This window comes from Syntrophomonas sp. UBA1041 (assembly GCF_002316705.1).
Classification (GTDB): Bacteria; Bacillota; Syntrophomonadia; order Syntrophomonadales; family Syntrophomonadaceae; genus DTU019.
Window position 1 is genome coordinate 14,469 of sequence record NZ_DCEA01000060.1, and the last position, 19,178, is coordinate 33,646.

The following is a 19,178-nucleotide window of genomic DNA, read 5'->3' on the forward strand; positions in this document are numbered from 1 at the left end:
TAACTACCTCGCTTTTACGGTGATGTTTATATCGATCACGGTCTGGCGTCCCTGGCGCAGCATGTGAATCCGCGGTTCCCCTGAGATTTCCAGGTGCTTTCTCACCACCCGGGCTACATCATTGCCGATGATTTGAAGCATATCCGCCGAAGCAGCGCAACGATCCTGCGCCAAAACCACCTGAAGGCGTTGATTGGCCTGAGCGCGGCTGGAAGCACCGGAGCGGTTAAATAGCCTTTCGAATATACCTAGCACAACCTTCCCTCCTTAGTGACCGGAGAATATGCCACGGCTGAAATTTTTGATGCGGCCCCACCAAGACGGTTCCTGCGGGGGGAGTATGGGAACCTCTTCACCGACAATACGTCTGGCCACATTGTCAAAAGCTGCTCCTGCCCTGGATTTGTCATTTAGGACTATCGGTTCGCCTTTATTGGTAGAAACCACCACATATTGATCTTCGGGAATAACTCCGATAAGATCCACGTAAAGATGCTCGGCCACGTCCTCTATACTCAACATATCCCCGTTTCTAACCATATCCCAGTGCACCCGGTTGACAATCAGTTTGATATCCTGAAAACCATTCGACTCCAGCATGCCGATGATCCGATCCGCATCACGCACTGCGGAAACCTCCGGGTTGGTGACCACTATAGCCCGGTCCGCAGCGGCAATGGCATTGCGAAAACCCTGCTCGATCCCGGCCGGACAGTCCACCAGGACATAATCGAATTCTTCTTTGAGCTGGGAGCAAACCCCTTTAACCTGGTCCGGGGAGATATCATCTTTGTTGCGGGTCTGTGCCGCCGGCAGCATATACAGACCCGGAAAGCGCTTATCCTTGACCAGAGCCTGCTTTAATGTACACTCCCCTTCAATAACCTGGACGATATCATAAATCACACGATTCTCTAATCCCATAATTAAATCAAGTTTTTTCAGGCCGATATCCAGATCGACGACCGCAACCCGGAGTCCCATCCTGGCCAGGGCGCAGCTGACATTGGCAACTGTAGTGGTTTTGCCAACCCCGCCTTTACCAGAGGCGACCACCAGCACTTGATGCTGTTCAGAACCTGCTGTCATACTCATGTGTCTCCTCTCTGACTTGCTGTTTGCGACAAAATAAGACACCATTGGATTTATTGTAATGGAAATGGTACCAATAATAAACTGCTGCTCCATATTTAGCCCAGGTTTTATATACTTGATTGCCAATCCAAATGTCAATCCCGGTTAATCCCCTAAAATCATGATGATATGCTATTATCCGGCAGATGCTTACGGTCTGGTTAGTTTTGAATGGATATCAGAACAGCCCGGGCTGAATCATTGGGGCGAGCTGATTGGAGCGGTTGCCGGGCTGCAAAGGAGCGCGTTCCCGCGATTGAGGGGTGGCCTTTACCTGTACCATTTCGCTATGCCAGGCCGCCAGGTTGCGCAAGGCATGAAGTTGTTCCCGCCGGCCCTGTTTGGCCTTGAGTAAGGCTCTCCGCAGTGTCTGGTACGAATTGGCAATGTCATCCTGGTTGACCGGAAAGGGGAAGCCGTCCTTACCGCCGTGAGCGAAGGCATAGCGGACCGGATCCGTATAGCTGGGCCTGGCTCCATAGGCTACTTCAGCTACCAGGCACAGCGCGCGCAGAGTGGAGCCCCCCACCCCTGGCACCTGTAAGAGCTGTTCGAAATTTTGGGGCTGCATTTCGTAGGCTGCTTGTATGGCCTTATTTAGATAAGCCGTAGATGGGATACTGTGCCGGTTGGGCAGATTGATGCTGCGGGAGCGGCTGATTATCGACTTAAATTCCTGTATTAAAAGATGCGGGGCCTCGCGGCTCAGGTCGGCACACAAACGGTTAAGTGATTGATTCTCCTGAGAAACCAGATTAAGGGTCTCGACCGTACTGTCGCCACAGACCGCTGCCTGTGGCTCCTCGGTAAAACACTGCATTTGAGCGCTCAGCCAGTGATAACGCCGGGCCTCTCTTATGGACTGGTTCATGCCCTGTTGAATAACTGTCCAGCGGCCCTCCCAGTTGAAAACAAAAAAGTGGTGATAGATTTGAAAGCCGTCCTGTACTGCCGAACTATCAATCTTGGCCGCCATCTTGCTGGCATAAACCAACTGTTCGGCATCGATTGCCAGAGGATGCCGGTCAGCCAGTCTGCGAATCTCAGCGGGGGTTTGGCGGGCAGTCCTTCCTTTGCCTCCTGAGCAGAACAGCCCGGCTGCCGGGCCGATTTGCTGCAGACCTTCTTTGATAGCTGCGCATACCGTAGTAGTAAGCCCGGAAGAATGCCAATCGAAGCCTGCTACGCACCCCAGGGCCTGAAACCAGAAGGGATCCGACAAGCGCCTCAGGACTTCGTCTACACCGCACTCCTCAATGATCACCTCGATCAGGGTCTGGCAAAGCCTTTTCATGTGCCCAAAAAGCCAGGCTGGACACTGACCGCCATGGAGAGGAAGGTTGGCAGTACCGGTTTTCATTCCATTTATATCTCCTGTATTATTTGTTGAATATAGAATAGCACAAAAGGCCCCTTAAGAACATATGTTCTTAAGGGGCCTTTACGTAAATCGTGAAATTGTTATTTAGTCCTATTAAACTTGTGGCCTAAAAACAGAAACAGTGGCATTATCATGCCACCCCGGATTTGGACTTGCATTGGGTGCAGGGCTAAAATTTATCCCACCATTTGAATCCTTGAAACAAGAAAACTCCAATTACTGCGGCCACGATACTCAGGCCAAGACATACGGCAACGATGACCACTGCAACAGCTGCGCCAGGACTCATAGAGATCACCCACCCAGATTCTATGTCTATTAATATAATATCATGATTTGTTAACGCTTCCTATCTAATAGTTATATATTTAACAAATGACCAATTAATGTATGATAAATCTGATTTGGAAACATCCTGCTCTTTCCTGCTTAGTATAGAGCATGGGAGGGATGCTCTATACAGATTGTTAAACCAATCAGCAAACGAATATTCGGCAGTTTAGAACTGCCGGTCCAGGGCTTAGCCCCGCCGGGGGTGGCCTTGCTCGCAACCCGGAAAATGTGGGCAAGTACCAGGGGGAAAGGGGCAGTAGTCGCGATTATCGATACCGGCGTAGATTATCGCCATCCGGATCTGGCTCCGAATATGATCGGCGGGATTTCAATGGTCAGCGGGGTCAAGGATTATATGGATGACAATGGCCATGGTACTCATGTAGCCGGAACCATCGGCGCCAATGGCAAGCTCCTGGGAGTGGCCCCGGAATGCAAGATGCTCGCCATCAAGGTGTTAAATGCAGATGGCAGCGGCGCCATAGGCGATATTAACCGCGGCCTGGCCTGGGCCCGCAACTGGCGCGGACCTGGCGGAGAACAGGTTGATGTCATCAATATGAGCTTAGGCGGCCCGTTGCCAAACCCGACCTTGCACGCCGAGATAATCAAAACCGTAGGCCAGGGCATAACAGTTATTTGCGCAGCAGGCAATGCCGGCGATGGAAATCCAAATACCGACGAGGTATCCTACCCGGCCTATTATCCTGAAACGGTTGCGGTAGGGGCTATTGACCTTTCTACAGGTATCGCCAATTTCAGCAACTCCAACAGCAGTATCAATGTTGTGGCTCCCGGGGTTGATACCTATTCCACCTATCCGGAAAACCGCTATATCAATCTATCCGGTACATCAATGGCGGCACCGCACATCTCCGGTGCGGCCGCCCTGATCTATTCGCGTTGGAAGCAGCGCTTCGGCAGTAATCCAGATGCTCAGACAGTAAGAAATATACTGGACTATCAGGCTATTGATCTTGGCGCAGCAGGGTTCGACCACCTCTATGGCTATGGCTTGTTCAGCTTCGACCCTGCCGGAGGAAAGGCCATCAGAATAAAGGTAGGCGAACGGCGCTACCTGGTTAACAATAAAGAGGTCTTTTTTGTTGAAGCCCCCTTTTCCCAGGGCAAGCTGGTCTGTGCGGACATAATGGAGATTTGCAACTTGCTTTGCACAGATAACCGCTGGGCGGAAGAAACAGACGGCAAAGGAACTGGCATATTGGAAATTTGGAGCTAGGAATTTCCAATTACTGTAAAGCCCAGAAATAGCAAACCAAGAAAAAGGAGTTATTAGAGGGATTATAGAATATAGATATAACAGAGGACTTAATAGAAATCGGCATCAAAGGGGGCGTTGTTATGGTTAAACTTCACATTTTTGCTGTGTCCGACTCGGTCGGGGAGACTGCTGAAAAAATCGCAGTAGCTTCTATGCTCCAATTTGAAGTTGATCGCAGTATTACCCGTTTCTCCAGGGTTACCAAAAAGGAACAGGTTGATGAGATCATCAATAAGGCTGTTGAAGAAGACGCAATAGTGATTTATACCATTGTGAAACCTGATTTGTCTTGCTATCTTGACGAACAGGCCGAGCAGAAAGGTGTAACTGTTGTAAACGTCATGGCGCCGTTGTTTGAAGTTGTGGAGACTAAGACCGGATTAAAGCCTGCTTACATAACAGGACTTACGCATAAGATGGACGACAGCTATTTTAATCGCATGAAGGCCATCGAATATACCATAGAGCATGACAATGGGCAGAATCTGGACACAGTGGCTGAAGCTGATTTGATCATACTGGGAATGCCGAGAACCTCAAAAACTCCTCTGGCAATGCACCTGGCCAATGTCGGCATAAAGGTGGCCAACTATCCGATTGTCATGGATACGGAGATTCCAAAAGAAATCATTGAACTAAAAGGCAAGAAGGCGATGGTAGGCTTAACTATAGACCTGGAGACCCTGTCTGAACTCCGCCGGGAGAGAATGCGCAGCTTTGATCAGCCCGTTGATATGGAAAGCATTGATGAACTGGTGGCCGAAGAACTTGATCATGCCTACCAGATTTATTCCAAACTCAAATGCATTGTCATTGACGTAACCCTGGCTGACATCGAACAGATTGCCAATACTATTACTCATAAATTCCAATTGCCCCTGAAAGTTACCCATCACCGCTTTTAAACCGGGGACAGAACTATAATCCAAATTCTTTAGGGACAGCGGAATGATTTGCGCTGTCCCTTCATCATGGGGAGCACTATGCCATTTGTCTACATATTAAGATGCAATGACAACAGCCTTTATACCGGTTATACCACTGATTTATCAAGGCGATTGGAGGAGCATAACCAGGGCACAGCCAGCAAATATACCCGCGGGCGCCGGCCAGTTCAATTTGTTCATGTGGAAGAATATCCTGACAAATCCAGCGCGCTTAAACGAGAGCGGGCCATTAAGGCTATGAAAAAATCTGCCAAAGAGGCTCTGTTAAACGGAAAAATAACTAACAAGCCCTGATATTCAGCAGATTACATAGAAACAAAACCTCCTGGAGAAGATAAATGAAGATAATCTTATCAAGGAGGTTTTTATATGCAGGTTAATAAGGGTATGGTGATGAACCGTGAAAGCTTCCTGCAAAACGGCCTGTGGTCAAAGGAAGAATATGAAGGCCTGATAGTCAGCGGTGACACTGCCCGGGGCGGGTATAACATCGCTGTTGAAATCGGGGACGATATGGTTCTGGTGGTGGATCAAGTCAAAGATAACGAGGTAAAAGAAAAGGTGCAGGCGTGGTCGTCAGAAATTGTAAATATTCAGCGGCAATATGGATTTGAACCATAGATTGATCATTACTTCCAACCCAAACAATAATTTGAAGGCAGGATTTTGCAAACAGGATACGGATCTTGAAAATCCCTCCCGATACGCCTATCTGGGGAGGGATTTGTGCGTTAACCGGGCCTGCTTTCAGAAGCGCAGAGCTGATAAGTCCAAGCCAAACCCAATATGGGGTAAAAAGCAGTTTTCCTTGAATATCTGTTCTTTATGAGGTACAATATTGTTTGCGTCAAGATTATCTAAATAATCCGCTGAGACAGAAAATATAATTTTTTCGGGATGTAGCGCAGCTTGGTAGCGCGTCTGGTTCGGGACCAGAAGGCCGCAGGTTCAAATCCTGTCATCCCGACCATAATTTGTCTGAAAACCCGCAATTACGCGGGTTTCAAGCATTTCTGATCGGTGTGTTTCTCCGTCGGAAATGTTTTTTTTGCATGTTTTTTGCCTAGAAAATAAAAAAAGAGAGCGTCTACCCGCCCATGGCCTCTATTAACTTCTGAACACCTACCATATTGATAGCTCGCCGCAGATTGTAGGCAAGAAAACTAAGCCCCAGTTCCCCGGTGGCCTTTTTTATCCCTTTGCATAGCAGATAGTGAGCGCCATGATACCACTTGACAGTGCCAAACGGGTGCTCTGACAAGCATAATCGCAGCTTCGTTCATGACGCATTGTTCGATCTCCTGTCGGTCATCATATCCCTTATCCCCGAGAACATGGAGAGTATCCGTCTCCAGCGCCGCTTTCGCCTTTTGCGCCATAGGCGCCAGGGAGTTGCAATCGTTACGGGAGTTGCTTACTTCATAATCGACAATCAAGTGGCTGGTTTGCTCAACCACAGCTTGTACATTGTAACAGCAGGCAAAGCCGTCTTTGGTTCTCATCATCCGGGCTTCAGGATCGGTAGTCAGCTTTTGGGTTTCACCGGTTGCTTGCAATTCATGCAGGTAAGCTTCGTAGGTTTCTCATTAATCTGCGGCTGGAGCGGATACGGTTAAAATAGCCGCAGATGTAGAGCTTAAGCAAGTCTCTGGGATGATAAGGGGCCTACCGGTATTGGCGGGCCTGGCATGGGTGATTCCCAGGGCGGCGATATCCAAACTATCCACAAAGGCATCGATGACTCTTACCGGGTTGTTCTGGTCCAGTAATTCTTCCCGGATTGCAGGGAAAAGTTGGGGTTGGCTGCGGTCTTCTCCTTGTATATAGCCCATCTCTGACCTCCCGATGTATTTACTTATATATCAATTATATCTGATTCCATCTTTGCGGCTGGCTTTTCGGACACTCTGACCATGTAATTACGAAACCAAATTAAGAGAAACTTGAATTAAATCAAGCTTCATCCGCTTATAGCGCAAAAGGATTACAGCAAAAACAATCCTCTTTTTATTTAAGCATAGTGTTTACATTTTAGCATTGATTGTCTCCTTATCAGGTAGTCTTGCAAGACAAATCAAAAATAAGGAGTGATAATCATGTCGACCATGAAATCCGCACAGACCGTCTATTACGGTCCCAGCACCAGCACCTATCCCTCGGTGGGCAGCGTTTCTCAAAACGAAACTGTAACCGCCATCTGGATAGAGGGGAATTGGGTGCACCTTGAGTACAGTGTTACCGGTACCACCAATAAGAAAAGAGGCTACGTTCCCACTAGCACGGTAAACATTACCGAGTCGGTGCCGACGATCACCAATCAGAACCTTACCAGGTATGTGAATACCAGCGGCACAACTTACACCGGGCCTGCGTCAACTGGATATGTGGCCGCCGGTTCCGTTTCAAGAGGGGAAACGGTCTTTTATACCGGTCAGATGTTTAACAGCTATGCGTTTATTGAGTATGCCATTACCGGCACCTCACAAAAGAAGAGAGCATATTTTTACGCCGGGTACCTATCTACAGCACCTGTCACCGATCTGATTCTGGGTGAGTATCCGCCCGGTATGAACATTAACGGATCTTGTTACTATAGCCAGAACTGGTATTACCAGTCAAATCCTACTCTGGCCGGTCAATGCACTTGGTTTTGTTGGGGAAGGGCTCTGGAAAAGTGCGGCAGGTCCATAACTTTCAGCGGAGATAATAATGCTAAAAACTGGTATGCAAATGCCAATGGCGGGTATTCAAGCAAACAATCCAGTACAGCAACTCCTATGAAAAATGCGGTGGCCAGTTTTTCGGGTGGCACTAATGGGCATGTCGTCTTCATTGAAGACGTTGTGGGATCTACTGTCTACTATACTGAGGCAAATTGGGATGGCGATAACACACCTTCGTATGATGATGGCCGTGTTAAGACGGTTTCCACGGCAAGCTTTTCTACATTACACGGAAAAACCCTGAATGGGTACCTTGTACTATAAACTACGATCAATAGCTTCCGGCGTACGCTGGAAGCTATTGATCTATGTGCCGGAGCAAATGACTTCTCCAGAAAAAGTCTCCTCTAAAACCCTTCGTGCTCTCTTAGTATTTCTTAACCTATTGGACATAAACTTCAGAGTTTATCCAGTGGCCATTCAAGAGCACCTCTTCAAATTTCTGATCAGCTTCACCAGCTATAGGGATACGGGTTATGAGATGCGCTCCGCTGAAGAATGAATACCCATCCAAAAACAGGTGCTTTTCAGTAACGTTGAACGTTATAAGTTTTAGATATTCTATCACCCCATTGAAGTCTTTTTCAGGAGGCCGGTAATTATAAATAGTCTGCCGTTCCTTCCCGGCTAAATTGACGGATCTAAAATAATATAGTCCCGGGGCTTGCTCCAATATATAAATCCGGTCTTTATAAACAATAAAATACCGGACGCTGGCATCATCATCAGGAGAATAAATTTTCATCTGGTTTTCGCCATTTGCATCGATACGCCAAATTTCCTTATTACTCAAGTAATAAATGTAATCCTGATAAGGCCGGCATTGATCCAGGTGTGATGTTTCTAAAAGAAGCTGCGATTCTCCCTTATCATTCATCCGCCATAACTGCTGAGAATAATTATTCCCGTCAGTCGCTTGCTTAAAATCTCCTGTAATATATAAAACCTCATCTTTATAAGCCTCCATCAAAAACAAAGGCTCTACTTGATTCAATGCCTGCGGCTTAGGAAAGCCCTCGCTTATATCCAATGTATAAATAAACTTGTCCTGTGGATTCCAGTAAAAAAGCCGATGATCATATAAGCTGAAGCTGCTGGCATTTTCAATAATCTTTTCTTCTTTTGCGCTTTGATTGGCTACATTAATCCGGTATAAGGTATAAGGGTAATCTTTTATGTAATATAAAAAATCGCCGGATATGCCGATCCCGCGATCAGGCAATAAAGAACCGGTAAGAATTTTTACAGGGACATCATCGCCTGCTTGACGATAAATTGCATAAGAATCGGTATGCATATCTGGAGATACAAAATACAGCACCCCTTCTCTTTCTAAAGCCATCTTATTGCCGGGCACATTGCCCTGCAGCTTTTCGGAATTTGTATTGAGACAGCCTGAAATCGAGATGAGCAGAGCAAATATTGCTATCAAGATCATTGATCGGTATTTTTTCATATCATGCTTCCTTAACAAATTATGTATTACCACAGCACCCTTTTGGAAAGGGTGCTGCAGCAAATAAGCTAGAATTGAGAAATGATCTGCATAATGGCTTGTTTATAAGCCGAATCATAACCTTTGAGAATCAAATCGCCCGGTCTGCCGACATCGCCTGGGAATTCAAACAAACAGGCATTCATGCCTAATGAATGGGCATAGCGGGCTACATAGCCTTTCGCTGAACTTAAATCTGCATAAGAATTGTTGGGGAAATAATTCTTAAAGATATTTCCTAAAGAAGAAGCACTGCCTCCTACCACGATAATTTGCTGAGTCCATCCATGCGCATCAATGAAAACATTCGTACCAGCAGTTGATTTATTGTTTGCGATAAAATCCCTTAAAGCCTCTGATTCCTTACACCAATATGCTTCCGGACGGGTATAGTTTCTGCTGCTCGTCATCACCTCAAAAGGTTCAAAACTCCGGTTTACATCGACACCGCCTTGCACCAAAACTCCCCTGGTACTGCCATAGCGGTACGTAGTGCAACGTCCCGGACCGTCATTGGTAGTCCCGTCAATCAAACCATCTGGGTTTGAACTTGGGATGACAAACACTGACCATCCATTTGTTGTTAGAGTAGAAAAATTGTCTGATAACATCTGTAAAACTGAGCCTGCTAGATTCACCAGCTCCATACCATCATAATACCAGTTATCCTCAAATCCACGAATGGCAAAGTTTAAAATTAAATGTTTATTGCCGGTTCCAATACGATAATAAACCAAATCTCGGCCGGCACCACTTTGACCATAGACCGCACTATAGACATTCGGGAAAGAATAGCTGGGGATAACAACGGCATAATATACCGAAAGCGCACTTGTTGGCACATAGCCCCGTTTTTTTATACCACTGCCTATATAGTCGATATAAGCGTAGCCATACACATTTTCCTTTAAGCGAACCACTGGTTCATTTTGCGAAATGGAACCGACGGATGCATATTGATTGCTTGGTCCTGCATATACAGCTAAATTACTGTTTGCCATATAAAATGACGAAGAAAGTTCGGGCAAGGCAGGCACATTGGACATATTTTTAAAGATATAGCCAGAAGCAGCAGTGTAGCCGCGCTTTCTAGCGGAAGATGTGTTGTATTCGATATAGCAGACAGAATCATTCTTTTCTAAGATAACGACAAATTCTCCTGCGCCGATTGCTCCATATTCAGGAGTAGTATTGAGTTCCGGCGTATAATGAACCACAATGCGGCTATTCGCTATGGCCAACCCGCCTAAATCGTAATGTCTAAGATTGTTGGTGTGGATATATCCTCTTTTGGGGCCGGCCGCGGTAGAATATTCAATTTGATAATAATTGTTTTCAGCACCTGAGAAAACAGTAACTGCTTCATTTGCCGCCACAGCACCTATCGTGGTGTATATATCTGGATTTGGGCCAGCATATACCGTAGTCGGTGCATTGGTCAGATCTGCCCAGCCGGTATAACTATTGGTCTTGTCTGGGATGGTAATGCCCGCAGCCAGGTTGATATTATCGGCTAAGACAAAGCCCTGCTTGGCTCCTGCCGCTGTTGAATAGACGGTAAAGTAATAGTTCCCTTCCTGATGCACTACCCCGACAATTTCTAAATAATCGACGGAACCGATGACGGCATAATTGGCTGGGCTAGGACCGCCGTAAACGACAGAATTGCTCATTACAGTTCCATATTTGAAATTATCATCATAGAGGGGTAAGGCTGGAACACTGGCACTTGTGTTGATTCGATTCAGCTTCCAGGCAAATACATAGGCTCGCTTGCGTTCAGTGGTTGTGTTGTACTCCACATAACACACATAACTATTGGAGCGTAAAACCACAACGAATTCTTCTTGATAGAGCAGGCCATAAGAGGCACCAAAAAGGAACGGGGCTGCATACATATTTGCATCCTCGGTCATTTTCGCTAATGCAGTCGTAGTATCTCTTGTGACCGTATTGTATCTGACATAGCCTCTTTTGGCTCCGGTACTGGTTTGATATTCGATGAACGCAAAGCCCGAATCATTGGCAATTAGAACAGTCACTTTTTCACTGGAGGAAACCGATCCCAATTGAGCATAATCAGATTCTCCCGGCCCTCCATAAACAAATTCAGGAGAGTCCATAGTTCCCAAAACGCCGCCTTGATAAGCCGAAGGGCAAGCAGAAGCGCTACCGCCTTCTATATATCCTCTTTTATCCTGCTGAGTGGAGACAGAATATTGAATAAAGCGCCAGCCGTATTCTTCCCATAATACGGTATAAGGATCGCTGGCATCTATTGAGCCAATAGCAGCATATGCTTTTTTGCCAGGGCCTCCATATACGATTGTAGCCATAAGAAAAATCTCCTTTCGTTTTTTGACATAAGAAAAGCCGCTTCTTTATATAAGAAACGGCTTAAAATCCGTAATATGATGGTCGATGGTGGTTTAAAGTATTACTTGTCTTGCATTATAACAATGAGGTTTTTCGCCTGAACGATTGACAACTGCATAATTGTTTTTTTCAAATGCCTTTCATATTTACCTCCTTATTTTTGATTTAGCATACATTTAAGTCGCTCTTACATATAGCTATACAGATTGGGACCAATAAAAAGCCGCTCCTCGTTGGGAAGCGGCTTTTGGCATAATCTGCATTTTAATTATATTGACCGATCAGGATGAAATACAAGGAAATCTTTTGTATTAAAAGTTAAAACGAAATGGAATAATCATTAATCATTTTCTAAAAAGTCATTAAACAAGGGAGGAAGGTGTGCTTACTATCTCAATGTCATGGTACAGTCCAAGATAGAGGATGTACCTATATCTTTCTTTATTCACTTCTCAAAAACAATGACCTCTCACAATGCTTATCTGCCAAAAATCCTTTATTTTTTAGGTCATCTAATACTCTGCTTGTTTATCTTTTATGTTATTCGATATCGCAGTATTGGAACAATTTAACCTAAGCCAATAAAGTCTACCCGCATTTATTTGGATAGAAAAGCACAATTAAAGAAATTTTTGCTATTTATAAAGAGGGCCAAACCATGCCACATAAGAAATCGTAATTTTAGCTTTAAAGGCCCTGTATATCGGGAGGTGAATAAAGTGGACATTGAACATAAAAAAGACTGTCTACGAAAATATAGAGTTATTAAATACTCATTGAAACAAAAATTAGATGAATTGGAGGACCTTAAAGATCTGGTTAATCGTATAACCTTCTTTATTTCTGATGAAGGATTTTCACCAAAAACCCAAGGCAATACCAAAGAGAATAATGTAGTCAAATTATTACAAGCTAAAGAAGCTTTAAATCAAGAAATTCAGGATTTAATCGAAGCCAAGCAAGAAATAGAAAATGCAATAGAATCCGTTGAGGATGAAAATTTAAAAGTCGTATTGCGGTTTATATATCTCAATGGAAAGCCAGTCGAAAAAATCGCCGGCAGTATGGATTATACGGTCAGAAACATTCAATACATGCATAGAAAAGCCTTAGAAATGGTCAGGATGGAAGATGATGAGCATGCTGGTGAAAATAAAAAAGAAATCCCAGGTTACAATTCCTAGCGAATTAGTTGAACGATGGTTGATGATTGGGAACACTTCTTTGGAATGTCCAAACATTAACTTTCTTTTTTGCCTTGAAATCCTTTACTTATGCGGTTTTGGGCGTTTTTTAAAAGCCTTTCCGCAAACACCTTTTACATCTTCATGGTGGTTTTGGGCTGCTATTTTAAGAAGCCAAACCAAAATTATTGTTAAAATTTGCCGAAAATGATATTATCAGCATGGGTTAGTTTTGCGCCCGTATGAATATAAAACTGTACACCCAGTTATTACGCTCGGTAGTAGAAATTAGAAACTTTCTAACATCCGAACTGCCGAATATAAAATAAAAATCTGAACGACGGTTGAGGTTGGGCCGCTTCACCATTGCCCGCGAAAATGTGAGTTGCGGCGCGTGCCGATTTCACTTTTTCAATGTGCCGCCTGGCGGCGGAATGGACACACTGACGCGACGTTCACTTATGGACAAAATATCCACAAATGATCCATCGCAATCCCCAAAATATGAAAAACGAGGGGTGAAAAGCTTGAAAAAGAAACCGTTCATAATTTTGCTGCTTGTCAGCATGATCATCTCCGCAGCCGCGCCCGTGTTCGCGGCTGATACCGTCACGGCAAAACCCACGGCCTCGACTGTGCTTGTGAACGGTAGAAACGTGGCTTTTGACGCATACAATATCAACAGCAATAACTATTTCAAGCTCCGCGATTTAGCCTATACGCTGTCCGGCACGGCCAAGCAGTTTGATCTCGGATGGGACGGAGCGAATAACGCGATTTCACTCACCAGCGGCCAACCGTATACAACGGCTGGCGGTGAGATGCAGGGCAAGGGCGCGGGAGATAAAAAAGCCGTGCCTACGGCCTCAAGGACATATCTTGACGGTAAAGAAATCAGCTTCACTGCTTACAATATCGAGGGCAGCAATTATTTCAAACTGCGGGATATTGGAGCGGTGTTTGATTTTGGGGTTGACTGGGACGGCGCGAGGAATACGATTGCAATTGACACGGGCAAAGGGTACACGCCGGAAACAACAGCCCTGTTGACGCAAACGCCAATGGATGGTACGGTCGATGTTTTATTCGATTCCAGGTATTATGCCTATGGGGATCAATTACTAAAGACGGAGTTATTCTCCTATCAGGATGAGGTCTATGTTCCGCTGCAAGGGATTTTTGAGGCGAGCTGGTGGACTTTTAGCTGGGATGAAGCCACGCAGGCAGCATCAATTACTCGTGATTCTGTAACAATATTAACACCTCAGTTGGAAGAGATAGCCGAACGTTGGGCCTATCCCATGCGAGGACGAGGCGACTACAGAGCGGATTATGTGCGCCTGATAGAGTACGATGCAGAAACAGGCACCCTTGTCTGTGCAGGGCGTGAGACGACATATTCTTTTCGGCTGACTGAGCAGGCACAGGGGCAGTTTCAGGAGCTGCTGGCCCAAGGTTTGGCTACCGGCGATATTTACCGCCTGGTACCCTATTTCCCCTGGCCTTACCCCGTGGGTGCTGGTCACCCGTCTCCGGAAGCCTGGGACCCCATATTTGTGGAGCTATCCTATCCATATTCTGTGGAGCGTCAGGCCATCGTTCGTCCCATAACCGTCAATGTGGAAGTTCGTCCTATAGATAAGGGGGGAATCCCGGTTCTGCTATCCATATCCGTGGAGGCTTTGGAATACAATGGTCTTCTCTATGTCCCTGTTACTGCGCTGGAGCAGGCCAATATACAGCACTGGTGGGGTAGCTGGGGCAGCATCGTTACAGAATAAGGGTAAGTAACCACGAACGAGGCTGGACGGGACGACTCCAAGATGAGTTAGGAATCGCTGTAGTCATTCTCCGTACAGCAACGGAAAACTGTGTATTCCTCTTCGGGTTTTACCTTCATGCGCCGCGTCACAAGGCGGGAAAAGTCAAAGGCGTTGCGCTTGTCGGCCTCGGCTGTGTACCACCCTAAAAACTACCCTGGTGCAATGCGCCAAAAACGCAGTCAAGCGAAAAGACAGCTTTTTTCGAGCTCAAAAGGAAAGGATTACTATGATTGACAAGAAGCCTAAAATGCAGTTTCCTGCCCTACTTGTTGTGATTCTTCTAGTCGGCACCGTGGTAGGCTGTACCATGGGGGCAAACAATAACAATAAAAAATCCGACATAACTCAGTTGACAGTGGAAGAACCCAACTATTTCAATGGCAATGATTCTTCTAACGGAGAATATATGAATATCCGCAACCAAACACTGTTGACAGCGGAAGAACTCAACTACTTCAATGGCAATGAATTTTTTAACGGAGAATATATTAATATCCGTAACCAATTTTTGAGCTCGCTCTACGATACGCCTGAAAAGATAGACCTTTATGCATTGTTCTACTGTGGCAGCGGCCAGCGGGTATATCCTACGGAAGCGGAAATAGCAGCCGTCATTGCTCAGAACGGCTGGAGTAGAGCGCCCGAATGCGGCTGCGATAAAATCCGCCGCATTGATATGGATGCTGTATTGAAAAAGTATACGAGCCTGACCCTTGCCGATACCGATAAGACAGGACTCAATAAGTTTACTTACCTGAAGAAATACGATGCCTATTACCATTTCCATGGTGACACCAATTATCGGATGGAAACAAACTTTTCCAGTGGCGAACGGGAAGGGGACATCATCCGGCTGTTCTATAACGACACATTCATGGCCGACGGGAACAAGGTGCTGACACTGCGCAAGACGAACGACGGATATCTCTTCATTTCCAACAAAAAGGCAGTATCCCCTACTCCTAGTGATAGCAAGTAAAAAAAGAGAGGTTTCTATGAGAAGGGTTTTCTTAATTACGGTAGTTGTAATACTGTTTTTTTGTTCTGGGTGCACAATCAATTCGGGACCAACCCATCTTTGATCCAGCCCCAGCCCAAGTAAGTGGGGCAAATAACTCCTTGAATAACATGCAGGCATTGCGTGAAGAGTACTTTGAATTTGCAATCAAGAATCGTTTGGATTATGTACCCATATTTGAGGATGGGAAAGCTCCTTCGAGTAGTACCGAATATTTGCTATTCGCGTTGCCGTAAGACTTGCTGAAGACCTCCAATATAGAGTGCATCTATTTTGAGCACACATTACATTTGAGGTTTAAAGGAGCAGTCACACTGCTCCTTTTTTGATGCCTATTTGCTGTAGTAAAAAGAACACTCATTTGCCAGGATATGCCGGGTTAAAATATGGTTATAGTTGAAAAAACGGCAATTTCGAGGTTTTCATGAAGATGTTTGAAAAAAGTTGCCACTCAGTCTGGAGGTAAACCCACCTCAGGTAAGGAATAATGATGATAATTGACAATGAGCTAGACCAGGATTACAGGATAATATAAAGAATTGGCGGTTCAATTATCTTAGAGATAGATAATATATGTAAGAAAAGGCAAACTTTAAGAGACGGTTGATGTTTGATTAACTTAGCAGCATAATATATACGGTATTTTGAAGTCGGGTGGTGGATTATGAAAGTACTTATTATTGGTGCCGGCAAAATAGGTTTTACTATTGCGCAGTTGTTGTCCAATGAGAATCATGACGTGGCGGTTATTGAACAATCCCCGGAGCGCCAGCAGATTCTGGACCAAAGCCTGGATATCCAGGTAGTTCCCGGAAGTGGTTCGTCTACATCGGTACTGGAAACAGCCGGGATTCATGATGCGGACATGTTGGTGGCGGTTACCGAGTATGACGAACTGAATATGGTGGCCTGTCTGCTGGCCAAGAAATACGGGGTGAAAACAACTGTTGCCCGGGTGCGCAACCCGGAATATCTGGAGGTTAAAGCCTTCTCTTTAAACGAAGTAATGGGCATCGATCTGATAATCAATCCCGAACGTGTCACTGCCCTGGAGATCAGTCAGATCGCCCGCAACCCGGAGGCCACGAATGTCGATTACTATGCCGACGGCAAAGTTAAACTGATGGAACTGGAGATAAAAGAAGACTCGGTGTTGCGGGAAAAGAAGATCAAAGATCTTGACAACTCGGTTCCTTATAATATTGTAGCAATAGCTCGCCAGCATAAAATGATAGTCCCCCGGGGTGATGACGTACTGTGGGTTGGAGACCACATTCATCTCATGGCCCGGACCAGCGAAATGGTCAAGGCGGAAAGAGCCTTGGGATTTGCTACTCCAAGAGTCGAGCATGTGACTATTCTGGGCGGCGGACGAACCGGTTACTTTTTGGCGCAGATGTTGGAGAAAAGCAAACCGGCTATGAGCATTAAAATCATCGAAAAGGATATCAACCGGGCCCGGCAGATATCGCATAAGCTCAATTCCACGCTAGTCATCCACGGGGACGGCAGCGATTATCAGCTTCTGGAGGAGGAGAACATAGCTTCCTCAGACCTGTTTGTAGCCGTAACTGATGATGATAAGATAAACCTGCTCTGCTCTCTGATCGCCCGTAACCTGGGAGTCGGCAAAACCGTCTGCCAGATCAAGCGGACTGATGTCTTGCCTCTGGCAGAACAATTGGAAATAGATACAATTTTAAACCCGCGTCTGCTTACCGCCGGGGCGATTATCAAATACGTCAGGGAGGGGGAAATTCTCTCGGTTACCCTCATGGGGGACGAACGCGCTGAAATGCTGGAGCTCCTGGCCCAGCCCGGATCGCTGGTGCTTAACAAGGAACTGTGTAAGCTGAATTTTCCCAGTGGTTCTTTAATCGGAGCCCTGGTCCGCGATGATCAAGTCATCATTCCCGATGGCAAATCGATTATAAAACCCTATGACAGGTTAATGGTATTTTCGCTGCCGCAAAGCATCCATAAGATTGAACGGCTTTTCAAAAATGGAGGTAGCAGGTATTGATACGATGGGGAGCAGTTCTGGGTAATCTGGGACGCATCTTGATAATAATCGGCGTGTCCATGTTCAGCTGCCTGTTGTGGTCGATCGCTTATCGAGAAGGTGTAACCGTCGCTATTGTAGAGGCGGCATCTATAACGGTAATCACTGGTATAGTCCTCAGCCGCGGTTTCAAGTCCTATGATCATATCAGTTACAAAGAGGGCTATCTTCTGGTCAGCCTGGGATGGGTGGTGGCTTCCGTTTTTGGTTCACTGCCCTTCATGATGTCTGGATATCTGCCTTCTTTTGCCGACGCCTTTTTTGAGACTGTCTCAGGTTTTACTACTACCGGCGCCAGTGTTGTAGCCGACGTGGAATCCTGGCCCAAGAGCCTAATGTTTTGGCGCTGCCTGACTCAGTGGCTGGGAGGGATGGGTATCATAGCTCTTTTCATCGCCATCATCGCCGGGATTGGAAACCGGGCCAACCAGCTATTCAAGGCCGAAGTCCCCGGACCCATCTCTGATAAGATCAGCCCCCGCATTCGCGAAAACGCCCGCAAGCTTTGGTTGTCATATGTTTTGATAAGTGTGGCCTGCGCCGCAGTTCTCTTGGCCCTGGGCATGAATCTCTTCGATTCCCTCTGTCACACTTTTGCCACCATGGCAACAGGCGGGTTCTCCACCAAAAATAACAGTATCGCTTATTATGCCAACCCCCTGATTCACTGGGCTATAACATTTTTTATGTTTATCGCCGGCACCAACTTCACCCTCCACTTCTTAGCCTTCAAACAGCGCAAACCCTTACTTTACATGCGGGATCCGGAATTCAGGCTCTATCTGTGCATTACCGTTATAGCTACCTTGCTGGTGGTATTCAGCTTGGGTGTGGCGGGTACATTGACTGGCTGGGAAGAACGTAGCAGAGCCGCTGCTTTTCAGGTCGTATCCATTTTGACCACTACTGGATTTGCCACCGCGGACTATAATATTTGGCCCTCCCTGGCGGGAGGGGTACTGTTCCTGATGATGTTCGTAGGGGGCTGCGCCGGATCTACGGGAGGGAATATCAAACCGGGACGGTATCTGATCATCGGATATCGCATCCTTATCGAACTGAAGAAAATGGTTCATCCCAAGGCGGTCCTGCCATTGCGTTTTGCGGGGAAACATATCAGCGACGATCTGCTCAGCAATGTATTGCAGTTCTTCTTTCTGTATATCATGTTTCTGGCGCTGGGCACGATATCTATGAACGCGGTAGGTATGGATATCTTCAGCGCTCTTACCGCCGCAGCTGCCTGTATCGGCAATATCGGGCCGGGATTCGGCCTGGTTGGTCCCACCCAGAATTTCGGTTTTGTTTCTGACCTGGGGAAGTATGTCTTGAGTATATTAATGCTTGTCGGCCGTTTGGAGATATACCCGATTCTGGTGCTGCTTTTGCCTGAATACTGGAAAGATTAGTTTGAATTGTA

17 protein-coding genes and 1 tRNA gene are annotated in these 19,178 nt (G+C 46.1%); 11 read left to right on the forward strand and 7 right to left on the reverse strand.

Going from position 1 to position 19,178, the window contains the following annotated elements; translation table 11 throughout:
- Positions 1-3: 3 nt before the first annotated feature.
- The 3 genes from B2633_RS08555 to B2633_RS08565 all read right to left on the reverse strand — a co-directional run bounded on the left by B2633_RS08555 (position 4) and on the right by B2633_RS08565 (position 2,494).
- Positions 4-255: a cell division topological specificity factor MinE gene (locus tag B2633_RS08555; RefSeq protein ID WP_481037648.1), complete on the reverse strand. Its 252-nt coding sequence runs from the start codon at positions 253-255 to the stop codon at positions 4-6.
- Positions 256-267: 12 nt separating this feature from the next.
- On the reverse strand, positions 268-1,089 hold the full coding sequence (gene minD, locus B2633_RS08560) for a septum site-determining protein MinD (RefSeq protein WP_481037649.1): 822 nt from the start codon (positions 1,087-1,089) through the stop codon (positions 268-270).
- Positions 1,090-1,312: 223 nt separating this feature from the next.
- Positions 1,313-2,494, reverse strand: a complete 1,182-nt coding sequence (locus tag B2633_RS08565) for a DUF763 domain-containing protein (protein WP_483170185.1) — start codon at positions 2,492-2,494, stop codon at positions 1,313-1,315.
- A gap of 580 nt (positions 2,495-3,074) precedes the next feature.
- On the opposite strand from B2633_RS08565, the gene B2633_RS08570 reads away from it, so the two are divergent.
- The 5 genes from B2633_RS08570 to B2633_RS08590 all read left to right on the forward strand — a co-directional run bounded on the left by B2633_RS08570 (position 3,075) and on the right by B2633_RS08590 (position 6,047).
- The gene (locus tag B2633_RS08570; RefSeq protein ID WP_483170186.1) at positions 3,075-4,088 is read left to right on the forward strand and encodes a S8 family peptidase; all 1,014 of its coding nucleotides are present in this window, start codon (positions 3,075-3,077) and stop codon (positions 4,086-4,088) included.
- 122 nt (positions 4,089-4,210) lie between these two features.
- A complete protein-coding gene (locus B2633_RS08575; RefSeq protein ID WP_481037652.1) occupies positions 4,211-5,035 on the forward strand; it encodes a pyruvate, water dikinase regulatory protein in 825 nt (274 codons plus the stop codon).
- Positions 5,036-5,113: 78 nt separating this feature from the next.
- Positions 5,114-5,371, forward strand: a complete 258-nt coding sequence (locus tag B2633_RS08580) for a GIY-YIG nuclease family protein (protein ID WP_483170187.1) — start codon at positions 5,114-5,116, stop codon at positions 5,369-5,371.
- A 75-nt stretch (positions 5,372-5,446) separates the two neighbouring features.
- A complete protein-coding gene (locus B2633_RS08585; RefSeq protein WP_483170188.1) occupies positions 5,447-5,698 on the forward strand; it encodes a hypothetical protein in 252 nt (83 codons plus the stop codon).
- Positions 5,699-5,970: 272 nt separating this feature from the next.
- Positions 5,971-6,047, forward strand: a tRNA-Pro gene (locus B2633_RS08590).
- Positions 6,048-6,240: 193 nt separating this feature from the next.
- Here B2633_RS08590 and B2633_RS08595 read toward each other — a convergent pair.
- Positions 6,241-6,633 (reverse strand): transposase, encoded by a 393-nt coding sequence (locus B2633_RS08595; RefSeq protein ID WP_483170189.1) that lies wholly within the window; start codon positions 6,631-6,633, stop codon positions 6,241-6,243.
- Position 6,634: 1 nt separating this feature from the next.
- Positions 6,635-6,721: a hypothetical protein gene (locus B2633_RS08600; protein ID WP_483170201.1), complete on the reverse strand. Its 87-nt coding sequence runs from the start codon at positions 6,719-6,721 to the stop codon at positions 6,635-6,637.
- A gap of 452 nt (positions 6,722-7,173) precedes the next feature.
- On the opposite strand from B2633_RS08600, the gene B2633_RS08605 reads away from it, so the two are divergent.
- The gene (locus B2633_RS08605; protein ID WP_483170191.1) at positions 7,174-8,064 is read left to right on the forward strand and encodes a CHAP domain-containing protein; all 891 of its coding nucleotides are present in this window, start codon (positions 7,174-7,176) and stop codon (positions 8,062-8,064) included.
- Between the two features lie 118 nt (positions 8,065-8,182).
- Here the strand turns inward: B2633_RS08605 and B2633_RS08610 are convergent, their stop codons facing one another.
- Positions 8,183-9,256 carry a DUF5050 domain-containing protein gene (locus B2633_RS08610; protein ID WP_483170192.1) on the reverse strand — a complete coding sequence of 358 codons (1,074 nt, stop codon included), beginning with the start codon at positions 9,254-9,256 and terminating at the stop codon, positions 8,183-8,185.
- Positions 9,257-9,324: 68 nt separating this feature from the next.
- A complete protein-coding gene (locus B2633_RS08615; RefSeq protein WP_483170193.1) occupies positions 9,325-11,631 on the reverse strand; it encodes a M14 family zinc carboxypeptidase in 2,307 nt (768 codons plus the stop codon).
- Positions 11,632-12,390: 759 nt separating this feature from the next.
- Here B2633_RS08615 and B2633_RS08620 point away from each other — a divergent pair.
- The 5 genes from B2633_RS08620 (at position 12,391) to B2633_RS08640 (ending at position 19,167) form a co-directional block, all read left to right on the forward strand.
- Positions 12,391-12,855, forward strand: a complete 465-nt coding sequence (locus B2633_RS08620) for a DUF1492 domain-containing protein (RefSeq protein ID WP_483170194.1) — start codon at positions 12,391-12,393, stop codon at positions 12,853-12,855.
- Positions 12,856-13,205: 350 nt separating this feature from the next.
- The gene (locus B2633_RS08625; RefSeq protein WP_483170195.1) at positions 13,206-14,636 is read left to right on the forward strand and encodes a hypothetical protein; all 1,431 of its coding nucleotides are present in this window, start codon (positions 13,206-13,208) and stop codon (positions 14,634-14,636) included.
- A 268-nt stretch (positions 14,637-14,904) separates the two neighbouring features.
- The gene (locus B2633_RS08630) at positions 14,905-15,657 is read left to right on the forward strand and encodes a hypothetical protein (RefSeq protein ID WP_483170196.1); all 753 of its coding nucleotides are present in this window, start codon (positions 14,905-14,907) and stop codon (positions 15,655-15,657) included.
- 703 nt (positions 15,658-16,360) lie between these two features.
- Positions 16,361-17,719 carry a Trk system potassium transporter TrkA gene (gene trkA, locus B2633_RS08635; protein WP_483170197.1) on the forward strand — a complete coding sequence of 453 codons (1,359 nt, stop codon included), beginning with the start codon at positions 16,361-16,363 and terminating at the stop codon, positions 17,717-17,719.
- Positions 17,716-19,167, forward strand: a complete 1,452-nt coding sequence (locus B2633_RS08640) for a TrkH family potassium uptake protein (RefSeq protein ID WP_483170198.1) — start codon at positions 17,716-17,718, stop codon at positions 19,165-19,167. Before trkA ends, B2633_RS08640 begins: the two co-directional genes overlap by 4 nt.
- Positions 19,168-19,178 lie beyond the last annotated feature (11 nt).